Source organism: Pseudomonas sp. P110(2024) (genome assembly GCF_057480795.1).
Map to the genome: position 1 here is coordinate 130,726 of NZ_JBLIYT010000011.1, position 17,178 is coordinate 147,903.

The 17,178-nt window shown below is 61.5% G+C and carries 25 protein-coding genes, 1 tRNA gene and 2 pseudogenes; 19 read left to right on the forward strand and 9 right to left on the reverse strand.

Features of this window, described 5'->3' with window-relative positions:
- The 13 genes from AC25ND_RS18585 to AC25ND_RS18645 all read left to right on the forward strand — a co-directional run bounded on the left by AC25ND_RS18585 (nt 1) and on the right by AC25ND_RS18645 (nt 8,547).
- On the forward strand, nt 1-1,113 hold the full coding sequence (locus tag AC25ND_RS18585; RefSeq protein WP_486976500.1) for a phage baseplate assembly protein: 1,113 nt from the start codon (nt 1-3) through the stop codon (nt 1,111-1,113).
- Nucleotides 1,110-1,616 carry a phage baseplate assembly protein V gene (locus AC25ND_RS18590; RefSeq protein WP_336196645.1) on the forward strand — a complete coding sequence of 169 codons (507 nt, stop codon included), beginning with the start codon at nt 1,110-1,112 and terminating at the stop codon, nt 1,614-1,616. Before AC25ND_RS18585 ends, AC25ND_RS18590 begins: the two co-directional genes overlap by 4 nt.
- Entirely contained in the window at nt 1,613-2,011 is a 399-nt protein-coding gene (locus AC25ND_RS18595; RefSeq protein ID WP_104444098.1) for a phage GP46 family protein, read from the forward strand. Before AC25ND_RS18590 ends, AC25ND_RS18595 begins: the two co-directional genes overlap by 4 nt.
- Nucleotides 2,001-3,041: a baseplate J/gp47 family protein gene (locus AC25ND_RS18600; protein WP_486976501.1), complete on the forward strand. Its 1,041-nt coding sequence runs from the start codon at nt 2,001-2,003 to the stop codon at nt 3,039-3,041. The genes AC25ND_RS18595 and AC25ND_RS18600 overlap by 11 nt, the downstream gene beginning before the upstream one ends.
- A complete protein-coding gene (locus AC25ND_RS18605) occupies nt 3,032-3,628 on the forward strand; it encodes a YmfQ family protein (protein ID WP_486976502.1) in 597 nt (198 codons plus the stop codon). The genes AC25ND_RS18600 and AC25ND_RS18605 overlap by 10 nt, the downstream gene beginning before the upstream one ends.
- A 6-nt stretch (nt 3,629-3,634) precedes the next feature.
- Nucleotides 3,635-5,182 carry a hypothetical protein gene (locus AC25ND_RS18610; protein WP_486976503.1) on the forward strand — a complete coding sequence of 516 codons (1,548 nt, stop codon included), beginning with the start codon at nt 3,635-3,637 and terminating at the stop codon, nt 5,180-5,182.
- Entirely contained in the window at nt 5,179-5,592 is a 414-nt protein-coding gene (locus AC25ND_RS18615; protein WP_486976504.1) for a tail fiber assembly protein, read from the forward strand. The genes AC25ND_RS18610 and AC25ND_RS18615 overlap by 4 nt, the downstream gene beginning before the upstream one ends.
- Before the next feature lie 41 nt (nt 5,593-5,633).
- Nucleotides 5,634-6,056, forward strand: a complete 423-nt coding sequence (locus tag AC25ND_RS18620) for a structural protein (protein WP_486976505.1) — start codon at nt 5,634-5,636, stop codon at nt 6,054-6,056.
- Nucleotides 6,053-6,550, forward strand: a complete 498-nt coding sequence (locus tag AC25ND_RS18625; RefSeq protein ID WP_486976506.1) for a DUF2514 domain-containing protein — start codon at nt 6,053-6,055, stop codon at nt 6,548-6,550. Before AC25ND_RS18620 ends, AC25ND_RS18625 begins: the two co-directional genes overlap by 4 nt.
- Nucleotides 6,551-6,814: 264 nt before the next feature.
- Nucleotides 6,815-7,027: a hypothetical protein gene (locus tag AC25ND_RS18630; protein WP_486976526.1), complete on the forward strand. Its 213-nt coding sequence runs from the start codon at nt 6,815-6,817 to the stop codon at nt 7,025-7,027.
- Nucleotides 7,028-7,101: 74 nt separating this feature from the next.
- On the forward strand, nt 7,102-7,395 hold the full coding sequence (locus AC25ND_RS18635; protein WP_028688982.1) for a hypothetical protein: 294 nt from the start codon (nt 7,102-7,104) through the stop codon (nt 7,393-7,395).
- The gene (locus AC25ND_RS18640) at nt 7,385-7,696 is read left to right on the forward strand and encodes a hypothetical protein (protein WP_486976507.1); all 312 of its coding nucleotides are present in this window, start codon (nt 7,385-7,387) and stop codon (nt 7,694-7,696) included. Before AC25ND_RS18635 ends, AC25ND_RS18640 begins: the two co-directional genes overlap by 11 nt.
- Nucleotides 7,693-8,547, forward strand: a complete 855-nt coding sequence (locus AC25ND_RS18645; protein ID WP_486976508.1) for a DUF6242 domain-containing protein — start codon at nt 7,693-7,695, stop codon at nt 8,545-8,547. Before AC25ND_RS18640 ends, AC25ND_RS18645 begins: the two co-directional genes overlap by 4 nt.
- Nucleotides 8,548-8,655: 108 nt before the next feature.
- On the opposite strand, the pseudogene AC25ND_RS18650 reads toward AC25ND_RS18645, so the two are convergent.
- Nucleotides 8,656-8,733 (reverse strand): annotated as a pseudogene (locus tag AC25ND_RS18650) (chemotaxis protein); the annotation flags it as partial.
- Nucleotides 8,734-9,142: 409 nt separating this feature from the next.
- On the opposite strand from AC25ND_RS18650, the gene AC25ND_RS18655 reads away from it, so the two are divergent.
- Both AC25ND_RS18655 and AC25ND_RS18660 read left to right on the forward strand, forming a co-directional pair.
- Entirely contained in the window at nt 9,143-9,580 is a 438-nt protein-coding gene (locus AC25ND_RS18655; protein WP_155721648.1) for a hypothetical protein, read from the forward strand.
- 276 nt (nt 9,581-9,856) lie between these two features.
- Complete coding sequence (locus AC25ND_RS18660; protein WP_182323369.1) at nt 9,857-10,072, forward strand: hypothetical protein; 216 nt, start codon at nt 9,857-9,859, stop codon at nt 10,070-10,072.
- Nucleotides 10,073-10,197: 125 nt separating this feature from the next.
- On the opposite strand, the pseudogene AC25ND_RS18665 reads toward AC25ND_RS18660, so the two are convergent.
- Nucleotides 10,198-10,335: pseudogene (locus tag AC25ND_RS18665) on the reverse strand (DUF6434 domain-containing protein); the annotation flags it as partial.
- An 88-nt stretch (nt 10,336-10,423) separates the two neighbouring features.
- Nucleotides 10,424-11,320, reverse strand: coding sequence for a LysR family transcriptional regulator (locus AC25ND_RS18670; RefSeq protein ID WP_486976509.1), 897 nt, complete (start codon nt 11,318-11,320; stop codon nt 10,424-10,426).
- A 111-nt stretch (nt 11,321-11,431) separates the two neighbouring features.
- Between AC25ND_RS18670 and AC25ND_RS18675 the strand changes: the two genes are divergently transcribed.
- Nucleotides 11,432-12,082, forward strand: coding sequence for a DsbA family protein (locus AC25ND_RS18675; RefSeq protein WP_028692447.1), 651 nt, complete (start codon nt 11,432-11,434; stop codon nt 12,080-12,082).
- Nucleotides 12,079-12,471 (forward strand): nuclear transport factor 2 family protein, encoded by a 393-nt coding sequence (locus AC25ND_RS18680; protein WP_486976510.1) that lies wholly within the window; start codon nt 12,079-12,081, stop codon nt 12,469-12,471. The genes AC25ND_RS18675 and AC25ND_RS18680 overlap by 4 nt, the downstream gene beginning before the upstream one ends.
- Before the next feature lie 66 nt (nt 12,472-12,537).
- Here AC25ND_RS18680 and AC25ND_RS18685 read toward each other — a convergent pair whose 3' ends face one another.
- Entirely contained in the window at nt 12,538-13,257 is a 720-nt protein-coding gene (locus tag AC25ND_RS18685) for an META and DUF4377 domain-containing protein (protein WP_238348101.1), read from the reverse strand.
- Nucleotides 13,258-13,592: 335 nt separating this feature from the next.
- Nucleotides 13,593-13,949, reverse strand: coding sequence for a hypothetical protein (locus tag AC25ND_RS18690; RefSeq protein WP_280060290.1), 357 nt, complete (start codon nt 13,947-13,949; stop codon nt 13,593-13,595).
- A gap of 184 nt (nt 13,950-14,133) precedes the next feature.
- On the opposite strand from AC25ND_RS18690, the gene AC25ND_RS18695 reads away from it, so the two are divergent.
- Nucleotides 14,134-14,559, forward strand: coding sequence for an anti-virulence regulator CigR family protein (locus AC25ND_RS18695; RefSeq protein WP_028692443.1), 426 nt, complete (start codon nt 14,134-14,136; stop codon nt 14,557-14,559).
- Nucleotides 14,560-14,792: 233 nt separating this feature from the next.
- Here the strand turns inward: AC25ND_RS18695 and AC25ND_RS18700 are convergent, their stop codons facing one another.
- Both AC25ND_RS18700 and AC25ND_RS18705 read right to left on the reverse strand, forming a co-directional pair.
- Nucleotides 14,793-15,224: a hypothetical protein gene (locus AC25ND_RS18700; RefSeq protein WP_062361166.1), complete on the reverse strand. Its 432-nt coding sequence runs from the start codon at nt 15,222-15,224 to the stop codon at nt 14,793-14,795.
- Between the two features lie 144 nt (nt 15,225-15,368).
- Entirely contained in the window at nt 15,369-16,043 is a 675-nt protein-coding gene (locus tag AC25ND_RS18705) for a polysaccharide lyase family 7 protein (protein WP_062361168.1), read from the reverse strand.
- 238 nt (nt 16,044-16,281) lie between these two features.
- Between AC25ND_RS18705 and AC25ND_RS18710 the strand changes: the two genes are divergently transcribed.
- Nucleotides 16,282-16,470, forward strand: coding sequence for a hypothetical protein (locus AC25ND_RS18710; protein ID WP_028692440.1), 189 nt, complete (start codon nt 16,282-16,284; stop codon nt 16,468-16,470).
- Nucleotides 16,471-16,487: 17 nt separating this feature from the next.
- Here the strand turns inward: AC25ND_RS18710 and AC25ND_RS18715 are convergent, their stop codons facing one another.
- Complete coding sequence (locus AC25ND_RS18715) at nt 16,488-16,901, reverse strand: DoxX family protein (RefSeq protein WP_028692439.1); 414 nt, start codon at nt 16,899-16,901, stop codon at nt 16,488-16,490.
- 105 nt (nt 16,902-17,006) lie between these two features.
- Nucleotides 17,007-17,091 (reverse strand) — tRNA-Leu (locus AC25ND_RS18720).
- Nucleotides 17,092-17,178 lie beyond the last annotated feature (87 nt).

Below are 17,178 nucleotides of genomic sequence, written 5' to 3' on the forward strand. Positions count from 1 at the left end.
ATGGACAACCAAAACGCTGTCACGCTGAGCGTGAACGGCCTGGACTATCGCGGCTGGAAGAAAGTCAGCATCAGCGCCGGCATTGAACGCCAAGCCCGGGATTTTCGCCTGGGCGTGACGTGGAGCTGGCCGGGCCAGGTGCAGGAAATCCCGGTGCGCCAGGGCGACCGCTGCGAAGTGCGGATCGGTGCCGACCTGGTGCTGACGGGTTGGGTGTTCGGCACGCCGATCAGCTACGACGCCCGCAGCGTCGAACGCTCGGTCGCCGGCCGTTCGCTGACTGCCGACCTGGTGGACTGCTCGGCGGTGAACAAGCCCGGCCAGTGGCGCGGGCAGAGCGTGCAGAAGATCGTGCAGGCGCTGGCCGAGCCCTACGAGGTGCGGGTGCTGAGTGAGGTGGCGGAAACCACCAAGCTGGCCGACCACCAGATAGAACCGGGCGAAACTGCCTTCGAGTCCATCGACCGCCTGCTGACGCTTTCGCGGCTGCTGTCGACCGATGACGCCCGGGGGCGGGTGGTGATCATCAAACCGGGCAGCGCCGGCCGTGCCGTCGACCGCCTGGAACTGGGACAGAACCTGTTGACCGGCAGCGCTGAGCTGGATTTTTCGGGGGTGTTTTCCGAGTACCACGTTACCGGTCAGCGCTCGGGCACCGACACTGACTACGGCGCGGCGGCCAGCGAAGTGAAGGCCGGCGTCACCGATCCGCGCGCCACCCGGCGCCGGGTGCTGCTGATCCACGAAAGTGGCCAGATGACCCCGGAGCTGGCCCAGGCGCGGGCCAACTGGGAGCGCGGGAGCCGCATGGGCAAGGCGCTGACACTGCGTTACAAGATTCAAGGGTGGCGGCAGTCCACCGGCGCCCTGTGGGTGCCGAACATGATCGTGCGCGTGGTCGACCCGCTGATCGGCATCGACCGCGACATGCTCATCAGCGAAATCGAGTACGTGCTCGATGACGCCGGCACCGTGGCCAACATCGTGGTAGGGCCGCCGGATGGCTTCGACCCCGAGCCGAAAGACCCGCACAAGTCGCGCAAGCTCAAGAAGGGTGGCAAGGCCGACAACTTCGAATACCTGATCCCCGCCGACTGGAAGCCTGGCCAATGAAAATGGGAAATTTTCTCGCCCGGGGCGTGGTCGCCCTGGTCGATGCTGGCCGCAAGCTGCAGGCCCTGCAGATGCGCCTGACCGCCGACGAAGTGAAAGACGGCATGGAGCACTTCGAGCCCTACGGCTTCACATCCAACCCGCTACCCGGTGCCGAGGGTCTAGCGGCGTTCCTGGGCGGCGACCGCTCCCATGGGGTGGTCGTCTGCGTCGCCGACCGGCGCTTTCGCCTGCAGGCGCTCAAGAGCGGCGAGGTGGCCGTGTACACCGACGAGGGCGACTGCCTGCACTTCAAGCGTGGCCGCTTGATTGAGATCCAGACGCTGACGCTCAAGGTCAAGGCCGACACTGCCGTGGAGTTCGACACACCGGTGATCCGCACCACGGGCCAGATCGTTTCCGAGGGCGACCAGATCGCCGCCGGCGTCAGCCAGGTCAACCACCCGCATGAGGGCGTGGCGAAGGGTAACCAGCAGAGCGGTAAGCCGGTGGTGACGGCATGACGCTGCTCGATGCCGAGTCCGAACGCGCCTGGCAGCGCGCCGTGGTGATCAGCCTGTTGACCTGGCGGCGCGCCGAGGCCGGCGACCTGCTGGACGATGACCAGCGTTACGGCTGGTGGGGCGACACGTTCCCGACCCTGGCCAATGACCGGATTGGCTCACGCCTGTGGCAGCTGCGCCGGCGCACGCTGACCGACGACACGGTGCGCACGGCTGAGGCGTTCGCCCGCGAGGCGCTGCAGTGGGCGGTGGATGACGACCGGGTGAGCGCCGTTACCGTAACGGCGTCGCGCAAGGTCGACCGCCTCGACATGCAGGTGCGGGTCGGCCTGCGCGATGGTCCGGTGATCGATGTTCAACTAGACAACCTGTGGCAGGTGATCAATGCCGTTTGAAATCCCAACACTGCCCGCCCTGGTGGCCAGGGCGCAGGCCGACTTGGCCGGCGGTAGCGCCCTGGTCCGCTCTGACGCCGAGGTGCTGTCCCGCGTGCTCGGCGCGGCGTCATCCGGCCGCTACGGCCACCAGCGCTACATTGCCGACCAGATCCTGCCGGACACGGCCGACGACGAAACCCTGCTGCGCATGGCCCAGGCGCGGCTTAAGCGCGGCCGCCTGGAGGCCGTGAAGGCGAGCGGGGCGGCCACCTTCACCGGCGCCGCCTCGGCGCTGCTCGATGCCGGCACGCTGCTGCAGCGCGATGATCAGGTGCTGTTCAGGGTGCGGGCCTCGGTCAAGCTGATCGGCACCGAAGGCGTCGCCCAGGTCGAGGCCCTGGAGCCGGGCGAGCTGGGCAACACGCCGGCCGGCACCCCGCTGCGCGTGGTGTCGCCGGTGCTGGGGGTCAATGACACGTTCACCGTGGCGGCGCCGGGCCTCACCGGCGGCACCGAGCAGGAGAGTATCGAGGCGCTGCGTGCTCGGGTGATCCGTTCGTACCGGGTTATTGCCCACGGCGGCAGCAAGAGCGATTACGAAACCTGGGCGCTGGAGGTTGCCGGGGTGACCCGGGCCTGGGTGGTGCGGCGCTGGGTGGGGCCGGGTACGGTGGGGCTGTTCTTCGTGCGCGATGGCGATATCGACATCATCCCCAACGCCGAGGCCCTGGCGACCGTGGCCGCCTACATCGAGCAGGAGCGGCCCGTCACGGCCGAGGTGTACGTGCTGCCGCCGGCAGAGAAGTCGGTGCAATACCAGCTGTCAGTCACCCCGGATAGCAGCGCGGTACGGCGCGCCGTGGAAGCCGCCCTGGTGGACCTGCACAACCGTGAATCGGAGCTGGGCGCCACGCTGCTGGCCACCCACATTGCCGAGGCTATCAGCGGCGCCACGGGTGAGCGCGATCATAAGGTAATCAGTCCCGCAGGCGATGTGCAGGCGGCCCCTAATGAGCTGCTGACCTATGGGGGTGTGCTGTGGTCGTGAGGACGGTAGCGGACTACTACGCCCACTTGTGTGCGCTGCTGCCGCCGGGGCCAGCCTGGGATCGCGAGTTCAACCCCGGCGTTGACCAGGTGCTGCAGGCGGCGGCCCAGGAACTGGCCACCGAGGACCGCCGCGCTGCCGACCTACTGGCCGAGAGCGACCCCGCCACGGTGCGCGAGCTGGTCCCGGATTGGGAGCGGGTCATGTACCTGCCTGACCCCTGCATGGGCGACTCACCGGCGTTTGCCGATCGGCAATTGGCCGTGCGCCGCCGGCTGCTGGAAGTCGGCGGTCAGACGCCGGCCTACTTCGTGGAGCTGGCTTTTTCGCTGGGCTACCGCAATGCCCGCGTGGTCGAGCACCGGGCGCCGCGCTTTGGGCGGTCGCGCTTCGGCTCGGCCCGCTTCGGCACCTGGGGCGCACAGTTCATGTGGACCCTAGAGACGGGGCCGCGCCTGGCCCAAGGCAGCCGCTTCGGATTCAGCCATTGGGGCCAGACCTTCGGCGGTGCAGCCAACGGCGCGCTGGAGTGCCTGGTCAGCCGCGCCGCCCCGGCGCACACCCTTGAAACCATTACCTACGGATAACGCGATATGGACTACCCGAAACGCATTCCCAATGTCGGCCTGGTCGGCGGCAAGTTCGTGGACGAAAACGTCAGCACGGGCCTGCCGGGCTCGCTGATCCCGTCCGCCTGGGGCAACGCGGTCACCGATGAGCTGTTGGCTGTGATCAAGGCCGCCGGCCTTGTGCCGAGTGAAGACAACAACGCGCAGCTGCTGCAGGCGATCCAGGGCCTTTCGGCCAGTGACGTAAAACGCGCCGTGCGCGTGGCCACCACCGGGCCGATTGCTTTGTCCGGCCTGCAGACGATTGATGGCGTGGCTCTGGCGGCTGGTGATCGGGTGCTGGTGAAGGACCAGGCTAACGCCGCGCAGAACTGGATCTACACGGCGTCCGCCAATGCATGGTCACGGGCGCTGGATGCGAACGAAGACGCTGAATGCACCCCGGGTCACCTGATCATCGTCCAGGCCGGCACCGCATACGCCGGCACCATGTGGCAGTTGGCCAACACGTTGCCGCCGCAGGTGGGCACCACGCCGCTGGCCTTCGTCATGTTGTTTGGTAAGACGGGGGTCGCTGCCGGCAGCTATCGGCAGGTTGCCGTCGATACGCTCGGTCGCGTCACTGCCGGCAGTAACCCCACCACGGCGGCGGGCTATGGCCTGACCGATGTTTACACCACGACGGAGGTAGAGCAACGGCTGGCTGCCCGGGCGCCGTTGGACAGTCCGAAGTTCACCGGCACACCCGAGGTGCCAACCGCAGCTGCAGGTGCGGACAATCAACAAGCCGCCAACACGGCCTTTGTACGGGCCGCTATCAGTTCGCTAGTGGATTCTGCTCCTGGCTCGCTGGACACGCTGAAAGAGCTGGCGGCGGCGCTGGGTAATGACCCGAACTTTGCGACCACTGTGCTCAATGCGCTAGCGGCAAAGGCTGACAATGCCGCAGTGACTGCAGAGTTGGGGAGGCGGTTGCTGGTCGGCGCGGTGAGTCAACAGCGCCCGAGCCTTTCCTCACCAACTAACACTGCAGACTGGAACTCTGCAGCGTTAGAAATTCGAGAGGCGAAGCAAGTGAGCGAGTGGGCTCCGACTGAGACGGGTGATCAATGGGCGCCTGGTATAGCGTTTCACTGGGCCGGTAAGGTCGCCGGGAAGTTGTTCATGGATTCTCTCGGGAAGCTGAAGTGGAATGGTAACGAACTGCTCACAAAGCAAGCCGGGGCGGGTTTCTTGTCTGGCTATATCCAGATCACGGCCGGTGCGCCGGTGGTTGTCAGTCACAACTTAGGTTATGTGCCGTCTCTGGACTCTGTAGAGGTCTTTTGGGAGTGCGTGACCGCCCAAGGTGGCTGGCAGCCTGGTGAAAGTTTCAAGGTTTTGACATGGATGCAAGACAACACATCTGTAGCTTCAACTACGGGGGCATACGCATACGACGTAAACGCATCAACGGTCACTATCGGGTTTGGGCCGTCTGCATCTGTTTGGGCCCTGCCCGCGAAGGGGACCGGTGGGGCCGTCACCATGAATCTCGCCAACTGGCGGGCACGCATAAGGATTAAAGCATGAGTGCTGTTCAGCTTTTCTACTGCCTCCCAAGTGGCCAGTTTTATGGCAGTTGGCTGGGTGATCCAGAAAAAGACCACAATGAGCTTTCAGAGCGGGGGTACATCGAAGTCCCCAGCGCCCCGGAAAGTACGAAGTATTACTGGGATGCGGAGTTACAGGCTTTCTACCTGCCCCCATCTGCAGAGGATGAACGGAAATGGCGCGATGAACTGTTGCCCGTCTACGGCGCATTGCGTGATCGACACCGTGATGAGATCGAGCTTGGGCGGGATACGACGCTGACCAGTGCGCAGTATGTGGAGCTGCTTGCGCTGCTGCAGGCCTTGCGAGACTGGCCCCAATCAGAGCTGTTTCCAGCCACTGAGCATCGCCCGGTGGCGCCTGACTGGCTTGTCGAACTTACCCACTAAAGCCCCGCACAGTCGGGGCTTTTTCTTGCCTGGAGAAAACCATGACTCAATTGCTTCCTCGCGGCGTGCGCAATCGCAACCCGGGAAACATCGATTTCAACCCTGCCAACAACTGGGTTGGCCAGATCCGTAAAGAGCCCGGCGGGCGATTCTGCATCTTCGACACGCCGGAGAATGGCATTCGTGCGCTCGGCAAGCTGTTGCAGACCTACTACAACAAGCACGGCCTGCGCACTGTGGCGGCGATCATCAAACGCTGGGCGCCGGAGATAGAGAACGACACCGATGCTTATATCCGCACCGTGGCGCAGCGCTGTGGCCTTGCCCCGAGCGATCCGATCCAGGACATCAAGAACCAGCAGGTCCTGGGCGGCCTGGTGCACGCGATCATCAGGCACGAGAACGCGAATTACGAGTATCCGGCGGCGGTGTTCTCTGAGGGCTTGCGAAGGGCGCTGGGATGAACACCTGGGGCGTGCGCGTGATTGCGCTGCTGGCTGTGGTCGGGTCGTACTGGCTCGTCTACCAGCACGGTCGATCTGTGGAGCGTGCCGAGGCCACGGCGGCATCAGCGCAGCGGGATAGTGGCGATCGCCTGGCTGAGGTGCTGGGCGAGCGCGGTGAGCGGACAAAGGAGCAACAGCGCGCCGACGCGCAGGAGGAGGTGAGGGCACATGCTCAGAAACAACGAACGATCGCTGAGGGTGCTGCTGCTTGGGCTGATGCTGCTGGCCAGCGGCTGCGCGATGAAGCCGGCAAACTCGCTGCCGCCGTCGGTTGCCCCGGCCAGGATCCCGCCGTTACCGCTCGAGGCGAGGCAGCTCGCCGCGCCGCCATGGTGCTCTCCGACCTGCTCAACAGGTCTGTCGAAACGAATCGAGAATTGGCGGCAGCGTATGACCGGGCCCGAGTAGCTGGCCTAGCCTGCGAGGCATCCTATGACGGCTTGGTGGAGTAGGGGCATCTTGTGGGTAAACAGAATGAACCTTCATCTGTGGTGCTTGGTCGCAACGAAATTGCGATGTCTCGGCATGAAGCCGGCAAAGGAGAGGTTATGCGAAGGAATGATCTGAAGAGTGAGGCGCAGGCGTGGGCTATGGTTGGGCTTTGGGTCTGCGGTATTGCGCTGGCCACTTTGGCATGGCACCACATGGTGACTTAAAGCGGTGCTCGTTGCGGCGCGCTTGATCCTATACTGTTTTAGTCAAGCCACCGGGGCAGCATCGTGAAGCGAACCATAGAGGGAATGATTGAGGCGGGTGAGCCGATGATACGCGAGGCAATTGAGGCCTTACGCACCTACCATAATGCTCAGGACGCCGGGGCTCCGGCAGAGCAGGTCGAACGCCTTCGAAGAATCGCCGAGTCCGCTTACCAGGCTGTGACCGACTACCAGCTCTACGCACTTGGGCACCAGCCTTTGGTTCGCCACTGAAGCGCCGGACGGTAGTGGTCTCATCTTCCGTTTGAATGGTCAAATGCTGTATCGATATACAGTATTGGTGCCACATGTACTTCCTCCTCGTTCGCCGCCGTGTGCGCGGTGTCGCCATCCCCAACGAAAAGCTCGCCAAGGTCAAGCCGCTGCGCGCAGACGTGCACATCGAGTACGGCCACAGCAAAGTGCTCGGGCGCCCGTGCATTGAGGCCTGGGTGTTCAACCCGACGCCGAGCGGTGACATCATTCCGCGCCTTCACGATGCCTGCGTCAACGGCATGGCCCAGATGGGCATGAACATCACCGGCTTCGAAGAGGTCGACGGCGTGCTGTACTCGCAGTCGTGGTGGTGCCGTGTTGAGTAGCCTGGCCGGGATACCGCAGCCGTGGCTTGATGAGCTGGGCGACCAGTCGGCCCTGGTCACAGATCCAGATGGGCGAGCCGCGGTGCTGGCAGAAATGGCCTATGCGGCCAGCCGCCGACGAGAGGTCGATGCCGGCGTGCTTTCCGACATGCTGGAGCTTGCCGAGGCAGCCAGGACCTGGGCGCTACTCGAGCACGAAGAGGCCTGGGCAATCGGCCTGCTCAGGTATGAATCTGCAGAGGAGTGGGAGAGGGACGAGCCAGGACGGATCGTGGTCGGCAGAACGCCGAAGGAGGGGTGAAAATCGGTTCCAAAACTCGAATGCCGACCCTTGTAGAATGCGGCTTGCAGCTTGCCAATTTCGATTTTGTTTTGGAACTGATATTGATGTGCAGGCCGCATTGGCTGGGCATTCCTAGATCGGATTGCAAATCCGTCTACGCCGGTTCGATTCCGACCTCGGCCTCCACTATTCGAAACCCCGCAGATCTAGGTCTGCGGGGTTTTTCTTTGCGCGCAGAAAATGTCAAGAGTTCCGAAACAAAAGGCATGGAGTTCCGAAACTTCAGCCCTTCGAGGGCTTGGCCATCGCACCTACTCGACGGTAAACGCGCTAGGTTAGACATCTCGCTGGATGCGTCGGCGTGGTGCCGCAAAGCCGTAGTCAATGCTGCGGTTGCCGCAGGGCAGGCCTCGAAGAAACGCATTGAGGCGCTCGTGATCATTGTGTTGATTGCGGGATCGAATGGGAAGTTGCTTAGCGCTGTGAAGATGGCGACGAACAATCCGCAATCATTCGCGACCAGAACCAGTACCTTCGGCACTAGCACCATCCTTTCCATGAAACTTTGCAACGGGAAAATGTTTATCGTTGGTGCGGATGGCAAGATGGCATATTCATCCGATGGGCTTAGCTGGACTGCTGTTGAAGATACCAGTTTCGATGGAACCATCATCCGCGACATTGCTTACGGTAATGGCAAGTATGTAGCTGTCGGCGACGGCGGCAAGACAGCCGTTTCCGAGGATGGGATCGGCTGGGTTCAGCAAGTCAACACTTTCGCAGGAACCGATATCCGGAGCGTCGCCTACGGCAACGGCAATTTTGTAGCTGTTGGTGCAGGCGGCAAGATTGCTTACTGGACTCCATAATCTTCTATCTCCTTGCGTAATAGAGCCCAGCCGTCGCGCTGGGCTTTTTTCATTTCTGATTCAGGCTCGGCACAGCCAGGGTGGCCCTTCGGGGGATGCCTGGACGCGGATAAAGCCACCTAGCAAAACGGTGCCCGTTCCATCCAGCCAGGTGGCTGTGCCTGGGCCGAGGTCGGTAGGGTCCATAAGTACTCCGAGGGTCTGAATAGGCCCTCGTGGAACCACTGAATTCGATGCGAGTCTCTTCCCGCCTGCCCGCCAATGGACTTGCAGCGCTGGTACCCAACTGAACTTGTCTCGCCGCGCGTCCAGCGCATCCCCCGGTAAAACGTGATGGCACCGGTCTGCGGGCTGCTCGGTGTTCTTCGGATGCGCGGCACTACCGCTGCAGAGCCTCCATTAATCGTCGCTTTTAATTCTCAGGCATCTGCGCACTCTTCACGTGAGTGGTTGGGATGGGTAGGGATAAGCCGAATGGGAGGGAGCATGGATCGCTTGGCGGCCTGGTCAGTTGTTGATTGCGCCGCGCAGTTTATCGGGGTATGCAATTGCCTTAGAATGGTCGTTTTTCACCCCTCAAAGGAATGATTACGTGGTGAGCAACAACGCCATCTGCTGTCCGCATTGCCAAGGCCAAAATGTCCAGCTGCTATCCGTGATTCACGCTGCTGGTACCACTCGCATTCAAGCAACTCACCAGACCAACTCCGGCTATGGTCCTGTTACGGTCGAAACGACTGGTCGGCATCAGACCGATTTGGCTGCCAGCGTAGGTCCGCCCCCGGGCAAACGCCTGTTGGGTCCTGTGATCATGACCGGAGTAGGTACCATCATTCTCTACGATGGTCTCAAGCTGATTAACACTTACTGGGGCGTCGATTGGACCAGGTTCTTTATCGGAGCCACGCTCGCCACCATCGGTGTGATCGGATTTGTGCGTCACTGGAAGTTCAACGTCGCGCAGTACGACAAGTTGGAAGAATGGCGCCGCACTTGGCTATGCCACGCGTGCGCCACGCGATTCCAGCCGTGAGCAACTTGTAAAGGCACCTTCGCAGACGCTGTGAAAACTTGATCTCTTCGGGTCTTTAAGAGAATGCCCCGTAGCAAAATCCGTCTACGTCGGTTGGATACTGATCTCGGTCTCCACCTTTCGAAACCCCCGCAGATCTAGGTCTGCGGGGTTTTTAATGCCTGCGAATCGTTCGTCGCCCCGCCATCTGGGACAAATCGTGGGACACGAAGGAAAGTGTGTGACCACCGGTAAATCCGCTGTAATCTCCTACCGGTCATTCAAGGATGAAACGCAGTGAAGAAGCTCAAAGAACTGGACGCAGCAGCCAGCTGCTACCTCAGCAGGTACTCCCGCAAGCAGTTTTTCTCGATTTTCGTTGTGATTACGGCGATCAACTATTGGTGCGCTTACAACGTAGAGGGGTACCAATCGATCTGGCTGGCAATGATTGGCGGCTGGTTCTTCGGTATGACCTTCGCGCCGTTCCACGCTAAAAAGGGCCAATCCTGAAGGTAACTCCGGGGTGGGAGCCAGGGCGGCCAGCGTGGGACAGCAAGCGGCCTTGATCAGCCGCGTCTGCGCAGCCACTCATCCGCGACGTCCCCCATGGTGGCAGGCGCAGCGCTCTTGATCTAGGCCATGAAGGCGCGGTCGAACTTGAAGGCCTCGCCACATTCATTAACCAGGAACTGTCGGACCTTCTGCGTATTCCGGTAGTGCCTGTCCAGCGGGGTGTTGCGGGTGATCGGTCCAGCGTGCCAGTCGAAGCTCATCTTCATTCCCTTGGATGGCCATGATCCTCGGAGCGTAGCACTGTCTGCGGCTGTGCGGGCGTGCGCTCACCTGATGGTCTGAGCCGTCTCATTGAGCCAGGCGGCTTGCCAGAAGCTCGACAAACGCCCGCACCTTGACCGGTCGAAAGCGAGCCGTTGGAAAGACTGCATGGATCTCGCCTCGGGGTAGCGACCATTGCGGCAGCACCTCGATCAGCCGGCCTGCTTGCAGGTCAGGTTCCGCCACATAGTCCGGAAGGACCGATAGCCCGGCCCCGAGCAGCGTGGCTTCGCGCACTGCCAAGGTGGCGTTGAGCGACAGGCTGGCTCTCATCTCAACCGTTTCGCGCTGTGAGGTGTCCTTGGCAAATACCCATCGGGTCGGCTCTCGCAGCGCCAGGTTCGCCACGATCGGCAACTCGGCCAGCTCCGCTGGGGTCTGCAGTTTGTCTACCCGCGCTTGCCACTGAGGGGCGGCCACCAATCGTTGCGCAAACTGGCCGATTTGTCGGGCCTGCAGATGTTGCTCGGTAATCCAGCCAACGCGAATGGAAAGGTCCAGATCGTTGGCGCCCAGATCCAGGGTTTGGTCGCTGAAATGGGCCTCGACCTTGCACTGCGGATATCGCTGCGAGAATGCGGTGATGGCCGGCACCACGACACCGATGCCGTAATCGAAAGGGGCGGTCAGGCGTAGGGTGCCCGTCGGCTCACTGGCGGCCTCGGACAATTCTTCGAAAGCCTCTTCCGCCTCTTTGAGGATCAGAGCACAGCGGTGGTAGAACTGTTGGCCTGCCTCGGTGGTGCGGACTTTTCGCGTGCTGCGCACCAGCAGTGTGGTGCGGCAGTCGCTTTCCAGCCGCGCTACCTGCTGACTGACCACGGCCTTGGTGATGCCGAGGCGTTCGGCAGCGGCGGTGAAGGAGCCGGTCTCGACCACTGCGGTGAAGTACGCAAGCCTGTTCAGGCTGGAAGCGCCGGTCATTGATAGATCCTCAATGTATGTCTATAGCATACAGTGTGTTTATTTCGTATGTATTTAAATGTCAATGCCTGCGCGGTAGGATTTGAGGCATTCCATTTAAGGCGATCTACTATGAGCAGGACTCTGGTTTACCTCTTCGATCCACTGTGCGGCTGGTGCTACGGCGCAGCTGGACCGCTGCCTCAGGTCCTCGAGTCCACTGGCCTTGCGTTGCGCTTGGTACCGACGGGGCTGTTTTCCGGCAGCGGTGCGCGCGTCATGGATGACGACTTTGCGGCCTATGCCTGGAGCAACGACCAGCGTATCGAACGCCTGACCGGGCAAGTCTTCAGTGAACGCTATCGCGATCATGTACTCGCCGACCGTCTTCAGGCGTTCGACAGCGGCCCATCTACCCTGGCGCTCAGTGCAGTGAACCTGACAGCGCCTGAGCGCGAGTTCGAAGCGCTCAAGGCGATTCAGGCGGCGCGCTATGTCGATGGCCTGGACGTGACTCGAGTGGAGACGTTGACCGCTGTCCTGGCAAACCTGGGCTTGGATACCGCCGCCGAGCGCCTGACGCGTCCGGATTCGGCCTTGCTGCAGGTCAACGACGATCGTGTGGGGCAGGGGCGTGCCTTGCTGCGTCGTGTGGGCGGCCAAGGCGTACCGACATTCGTTCTGCAACAAGCGGACGATGCCCTGCAGTTGTTGCCTGCCAGCGCTATCTTTTCAGATCCACGGGCCTTCATTCGCGAGCTGAACGCGGGGGTAAAATCATGAGCAAGGGCAACCTGGACATCATCCGAGCCTCGTACGAAGGCTCAGCCGAACAGAATGGCCAGAATCTGCTGGCGGCGTTGGCTGCGGACGTGACTTGGACCGAGGCGGCCGGCTTTCCTTATGCCGGTACCTATGTCGGCCCCCAGGCGATCATGGAGGGTGTGTTCCATCGCCTGGCCACCGAATGGGATGGCTACCAGGCCAAGGTGCATACCTATGTGACCGAGGACGACCGAGTTGCCGCCTTTGGCGTTTACTCAGGTACCTATCGCAAGACCGGGAAAGCGATGACCGCAACCTTTGCCCATCTGTACCGTTTGACGAACGGCAAAATTGTCAGCATGGAGCAATACGTCGACAGTGCGCAGGTCAACGCGGCGCTCACCTGAGCCGTTTCACGGTCGCCGTTGGCTTAAGGCGCAGGCCGCCGCAGAGCGGCCTGCGCCGACAGGCAATTACTTGTCCGAAGCGTCCTGCTCGACCACCAGGTCAAGCACATAGACCTGCGACGAGGCGTCGGCCGGCGGGTTCTTCCATTCGTATTGCTTCACGCGCAGCACGGTGCGCACGCCGTCGCGGTGCTCGTAGCCTTCGATGGATTGGTACAGCGGGTGCCAGCTGTCCTGGGTCGCCAGTTGCAGGCCGGCGTCGTCATAGCGACGCTCGCGCACTTGCAGGCACTGGTAGTTGGGGATCAGCGGGTGGCTGCACTTGACGGTCTTGGCGGCCACTTCCAGGAACTTGATCTCGCCCTTGCTGCCATAGCGGGTCTCCGGGGTGGCTTCACCCTGGAATTTCAGCACCGAACCGTCCTGGGTGGTCAGTTGCAGCACCGGCTCCCCGGCATCGTCGGAGAAGGTGGTGCGCAGGTCGCCCTTGAACAGGCGCCCGACCTGGGCGTCCAGCTCCATCAGGGGCTTATCGCAGGCCTTCAGGGTCGAGGCCAGTGATTGCACCTTCAATACGCCGTCCTTGTAGGAATAGCCGCCGAACTGGTTGTTGCAGCCGCCATTGATGTTCAGGTTACGCTCGGCGAAGTTCAGGCGCAGCTTGCCCTCGATGCCAGGCGCCATGGCGGCGATGGCCTTGCCCGACGCATCGTTGGCAGCGACCAAGTTCCAGTAGTAGGCCGAGAGTTTGGGCTGGGTTGCGGGAGAGGCGGCAGTAGCAGGCATGGAAGGCGTCCCTTCATGGGAAGTGGAAGCCGGAGCGCACGCCTGGAGCAGGGCGGCGCAGACGGCAACGAGGAGAATATTCTGTTTCATGGTTCGCTCTTTCAGCCTTGAAAAGTGGGGGCGGCATCCTCGACAGGCGGGATGCGCGCGCCGGTAAACCGGGATATCGAGACCGTTTCAGGATCGCTTCGCGATGTGGACCTTGCCACGCCTGTGAGCGCTATCGGACGGCCTCGGCAGTAACCGATGGCAATGGGACAGCATCGATTCCATTGAGTTTCATCAACGGGGTGGCCTACAAGTGTTGCCGGATTTTGCAGGAAAGCCAGCGCCCTCTAGACCTGCGGGCCTTTGCAGGGATATCCACTCATTTTCGCGGCCTGCAGCGCACGCTCCCTGGCCAAGGGCGTGAGTGCCCCTGCTGCATAGCCGTTCTTGATGTAAAGAAAATAGTTGCCCTGCAGGTCGTGGAAGATCCGGTAAACATCGGCAGCTCTATGGGGGGGTGGTAGCGTGACTTTATCGACCATCAGTTCGTAGCCGTCGATATCCAAACTGCCCAGCCTGGCCGTGAAGTCTGCCTCTAAGGCTGCGCGCCAGCGATTGCGCTCGTAGGTGCATGCCCAGAAGAGGGCGATCAGTACCAACAGTCCAGCGCACAGAAAGGCGATGTCGGTGAGCAGTTTCAGCATGTCGTTCCTTTGACCTATGGTCCTTCAATACCGGCTGTATGCCACTTTACCAAGTCGCAACGGGAGAGTGCGCATCCGCCGTGGTGTTGATATGCCTGATCGCTCAAGTAGGGGTATGAGAAAGCTTCTTGTCGTTGTCGTGGGCTAGGATTGCACAGACCCCAATCTGCAGAGGCAAGCAGCAATGAGCAAATACCGCACCGTCATTGCCACATTGACATCCATCGCACTGGTACTGGCGCCCTGCATATCCTTCGCCGACCCGGGGAATGGCAAGGGGAAATCCCAGCAGAACCATGGCAACCCGGGGGCGGGCAAGCACGATGGTGGTCATGGCGGCCCCGTGATCGACCGTGGCGATGTGCTCGGTATCCTGGGGGGGCACCGTGACTACTGGAGTCCTGGGCCAGCGCTTCCTCCGGGTATCCAGAAGAACCTGGCGCGTGGCAAGCCTCTGCCCCCTGGCATTGCAAAGAAGCTCGATGGCCGGCTGCTGGGCCAACTGCCGCGTTATGACGGTTACGAATGGATGCAGGCGGGTGTCGACCTGATTCTGGTGGCAGTCGCCACGGGGGTGATCTACGAAGTACTCAACGGTGCTTTCGACTAGCGCGCAGGCAAAGAAAAGGCCCGCTGGGGAGGGCGGGCCAAGTGTTTCACGGATGAGTCACTACCTTGGCACGGCAGACGTGAAAATGTTGTCAATTGCCGTGGCTTTCTCGTGATCGGAGCGCCCAAAAAAGAAAACCCGCCTAAAGAGGCGGGTTGAACAGAACGTATCGAAGCCAGGTCAGTCTGCCTACGCAGATGTCAGAATTTCGTGAAGGTCATGCTGGAAGGGGTTCAGTAACCGTTACTGAATTTTTCCTCGATCTTGCGCTTCTCCATCGCGTACTGCCTCGGATCGATCTCTTCCGCGATCAGCTTGTTGTCGAGCGTATCCATCTGGCTTTTCTTCATGCGCGAGACATGGGCACGGGTGGCCTGGTAGTTGATCGACTCGGCGGCGCTGTAGCCACTGACCGGGTCCCAGAGAATCGAGAGCGGCCACAGCAGCAGGTTGGCAACGCCATAACCATAGGCCCGGCCATAGAACGAGCCGCCGCCTGGCAGCAGGCCGAGTGCCGCAGCAGCGCCCGGGCTCTTTTCTCTGACCTCGAGGTTTTGCGCACGGTAGTAGCCGAGCTCCTGTTCCTGCACGGAGTTCAGGCCGCTGGCGCACCCCGTGGTCAGGACGACAAGGGCGGCGGCGATCAGGTGACGAGCGAATGGCATTGCGGATTCCTTGGAATTTCAGTGAATTACCTCGCAATCCAGGGCGAGGCGGTGGAATCCTACCTGACATGATGGCACTTTGCCTCGAAATATTACATTCAGATGAATGGGCGACCCTGCAGTCGCGTCTTGGTTGTCTATTCATCATCGATGGTGCAGTTCGAGCTGGCTGATGACACAGACCGAGGCATCCTCTGGTGCTGTGCGGTCGCTGAAGTCCACCTGGTTGTAGACTCCGCCGTGGAAGTTGAAGGTGCGGCTGTTCCAGGTCTTGGCCATTTGCAGCAGCCCCGTACTGCCTGTGCGGCCGTTGCAGGTGGCTGAAACCAACGCGGCCCCTGCTGCAGAAACCTCCAGGGTAATGTCGAAGGGGGTGTGCAGGGGCACATTGGCCAGGACTTCGCTGTTGATCGGCGTCACCTGATCGAAGTCCCGGCGAAAGCCGAGGGTGATCCTGCCCTTGTTCCAGAACACCTTGATCGCCGGGCTGTCGTCGTCTTTCACATGCATCTGTGCAATCACCACCTTCTGCGCCGAGTTGACCTGCTCGAGCACCATGCGCTGGTGGCTGAAATGTCGGTTGGCACTGTTCATGGCCCAATAGGTGGCTTCCTTCCACTCGCAGCGAGTGCGATGTGTGCTCTTGCTCGACGCGCCCTTGGTCGGCGCGGTCATGCGTACCGCGCCATTGTCCAGGCGTCTGACCACCTGTGGCAGGGTGGCCAGGGCCTGTGCCCCGGTGACCTCTAGGGCCAGAGGGTCGCTAGCGGATTTGGCGAGCGGTGTGGTGATGATCAGCGTGTCGATGTTCACGGCCATACGGAAACCTCCTGGATAAAAAGATCCTGCACCTATGCGAGCAGTTGAAAGGCGTCGGGTTCAGTGAGCCAGGGAGGTCCGGGCAAAAAAAGCCCGCCAGGGCGGCGGGCGAAGTGCGTTTTTGAAGGGAGAGCCTGTACCTTGCACCTTGTCGGTTAAGCCGAGGTTAAGTGCCGCGAGCATTGACCGCCCGCGCCGATGCGCCTATACAGGCGTGCCGTTGTTACCGGAGCCTGCAATGCACGACGAAGACGATCTGCCCGAACCCGAGCACGATCACCTGCTCGATCCCGAATTCCACGAAGACTACGACCCTGAGGCCGACGCTTACGGGGCGCTGGATGAAGTCGAAGAGGATGAAGAGTCACTCGACGACTTCGACGATGAGGACGACCACCCGGCCTGGCACGACGACTGCGACGATTGATGTCGCCGCCGTCACGCTCAGCGACGGTCGAGGGAGAAGCGCCCGGCGCCGGTGAGGGCCAGCAGCAGCAATCCGCCGACGATGGCGAGGTTCTTCAGGAACTGGGTCATGTTGGCGCTGCGCTCGGGCTCGACCATGTTCCAGAACGGGTGCCCGAGCAGCGCGGTACCCAGCACGAACAGGGCGAACAGCAACGCCAGCGGGCGGGTGTAGAAGCCCAGGATCAGCAGTATGCCGACCAGCAGCTCCATGATCACGGCGACGGCCGCCGCCAGCATGGGCGCGGGCGCGCCCAGGGAGGTCATGTAGCCGACCGTGCCTTCGAAACCGCTCAGTTTGCTCCAGCCGGAGAGCACGAACAGGATCATCAGCAGGATGCGAGCGAGCAGCAGGATGACGTCGCGTTGACCGTCGAGCAGGCTATAGCGCATGGCGGCGCTCCAGTGGACAGGGACAAGTTCCACTCTAGCAGTTGTGTGGCGGTTTTCCGGCGGGCATGAAAAAGGCGCCGCAAGGGCGCCTTGATCGACAGAAGATGGTGCGAGTGGCGGGACTCGAACCCGCAAGGCTCACGCCGACAGATTTTAAGTCTGCTGTGTATACCAATTCCACCACACTCGCACGATAGGCCGGCGCGCTGCATAGCGGCGGGGCCTGGCAATCAGGCGCGCTTTATAACCCATTGTTATAGAAGCGTCAACTGGCCCT

Coding starts and splice junctions, on each gene's coding strand:
- AC25ND_RS18585 (WP_486976500.1), top strand. CDS start 1: ATGGACAACCAAAACGCTGTCACGCTGAGCGTGAACGGCCTGGACTAT.
- AC25ND_RS18590 (WP_336196645.1), top strand. CDS start 1,110: ATGAAAATGGGAAATTTTCTCGCCCGGGGCGTGGTCGCCCTGGTCGAT.
- AC25ND_RS18595 (WP_104444098.1), top strand. CDS start 1,613: ATGACGCTGCTCGATGCCGAGTCCGAACGCGCCTGGCAGCGCGCCGTG.
- AC25ND_RS18600 (WP_486976501.1), top strand. CDS start 2,001: ATGCCGTTTGAAATCCCAACACTGCCCGCCCTGGTGGCCAGGGCGCAG.
- AC25ND_RS18610 (WP_486976503.1), top strand. CDS start 3,635: ATGGACTACCCGAAACGCATTCCCAATGTCGGCCTGGTCGGCGGCAAG.
- AC25ND_RS18615 (WP_486976504.1), top strand. CDS start 5,179: ATGAGTGCTGTTCAGCTTTTCTACTGCCTCCCAAGTGGCCAGTTTTAT.
- AC25ND_RS18620 (WP_486976505.1), top strand. CDS start 5,634: ATGACTCAATTGCTTCCTCGCGGCGTGCGCAATCGCAACCCGGGAAAC.
- AC25ND_RS18625 (WP_486976506.1), top strand. CDS start 6,053: ATGAACACCTGGGGCGTGCGCGTGATTGCGCTGCTGGCTGTGGTCGGG.
- AC25ND_RS18635 (WP_028688982.1), top strand. CDS start 7,102: ATGTACTTCCTCCTCGTTCGCCGCCGTGTGCGCGGTGTCGCCATCCCC.
- AC25ND_RS18670 (WP_486976509.1), bottom strand. CDS start 11,320: ATGACCGGCGCTTCCAGCCTGAACAGGCTTGCGTACTTCACCGCAGTG.
- AC25ND_RS18675 (WP_028692447.1), top strand. CDS start 11,432: ATGAGCAGGACTCTGGTTTACCTCTTCGATCCACTGTGCGGCTGGTGC.
- AC25ND_RS18680 (WP_486976510.1), top strand. CDS start 12,079: ATGAGCAAGGGCAACCTGGACATCATCCGAGCCTCGTACGAAGGCTCA.
- AC25ND_RS18685 (WP_238348101.1), bottom strand. CDS start 13,257: ATGCCTGCTACTGCCGCCTCTCCCGCAACCCAGCCCAAACTCTCGGCC.
- AC25ND_RS18690 (WP_280060290.1), bottom strand. CDS start 13,949: ATGCTGAAACTGCTCACCGACATCGCCTTTCTGTGCGCTGGACTGTTG.
- AC25ND_RS18695 (WP_028692443.1), top strand. CDS start 14,134: ATGAGCAAATACCGCACCGTCATTGCCACATTGACATCCATCGCACTG.
- AC25ND_RS18700 (WP_062361166.1), bottom strand. CDS start 15,224: ATGCCATTCGCTCGTCACCTGATCGCCGCCGCCCTTGTCGTCCTGACC.
- AC25ND_RS18705 (WP_062361168.1), bottom strand. CDS start 16,043: ATGGCCGTGAACATCGACACGCTGATCATCACCACACCGCTCGCCAAA.
- AC25ND_RS18710 (WP_028692440.1), top strand. CDS start 16,282: ATGCACGACGAAGACGATCTGCCCGAACCCGAGCACGATCACCTGCTC.
- AC25ND_RS18715 (WP_028692439.1), bottom strand. CDS start 16,901: ATGCGCTATAGCCTGCTCGACGGTCAACGCGACGTCATCCTGCTGCTC.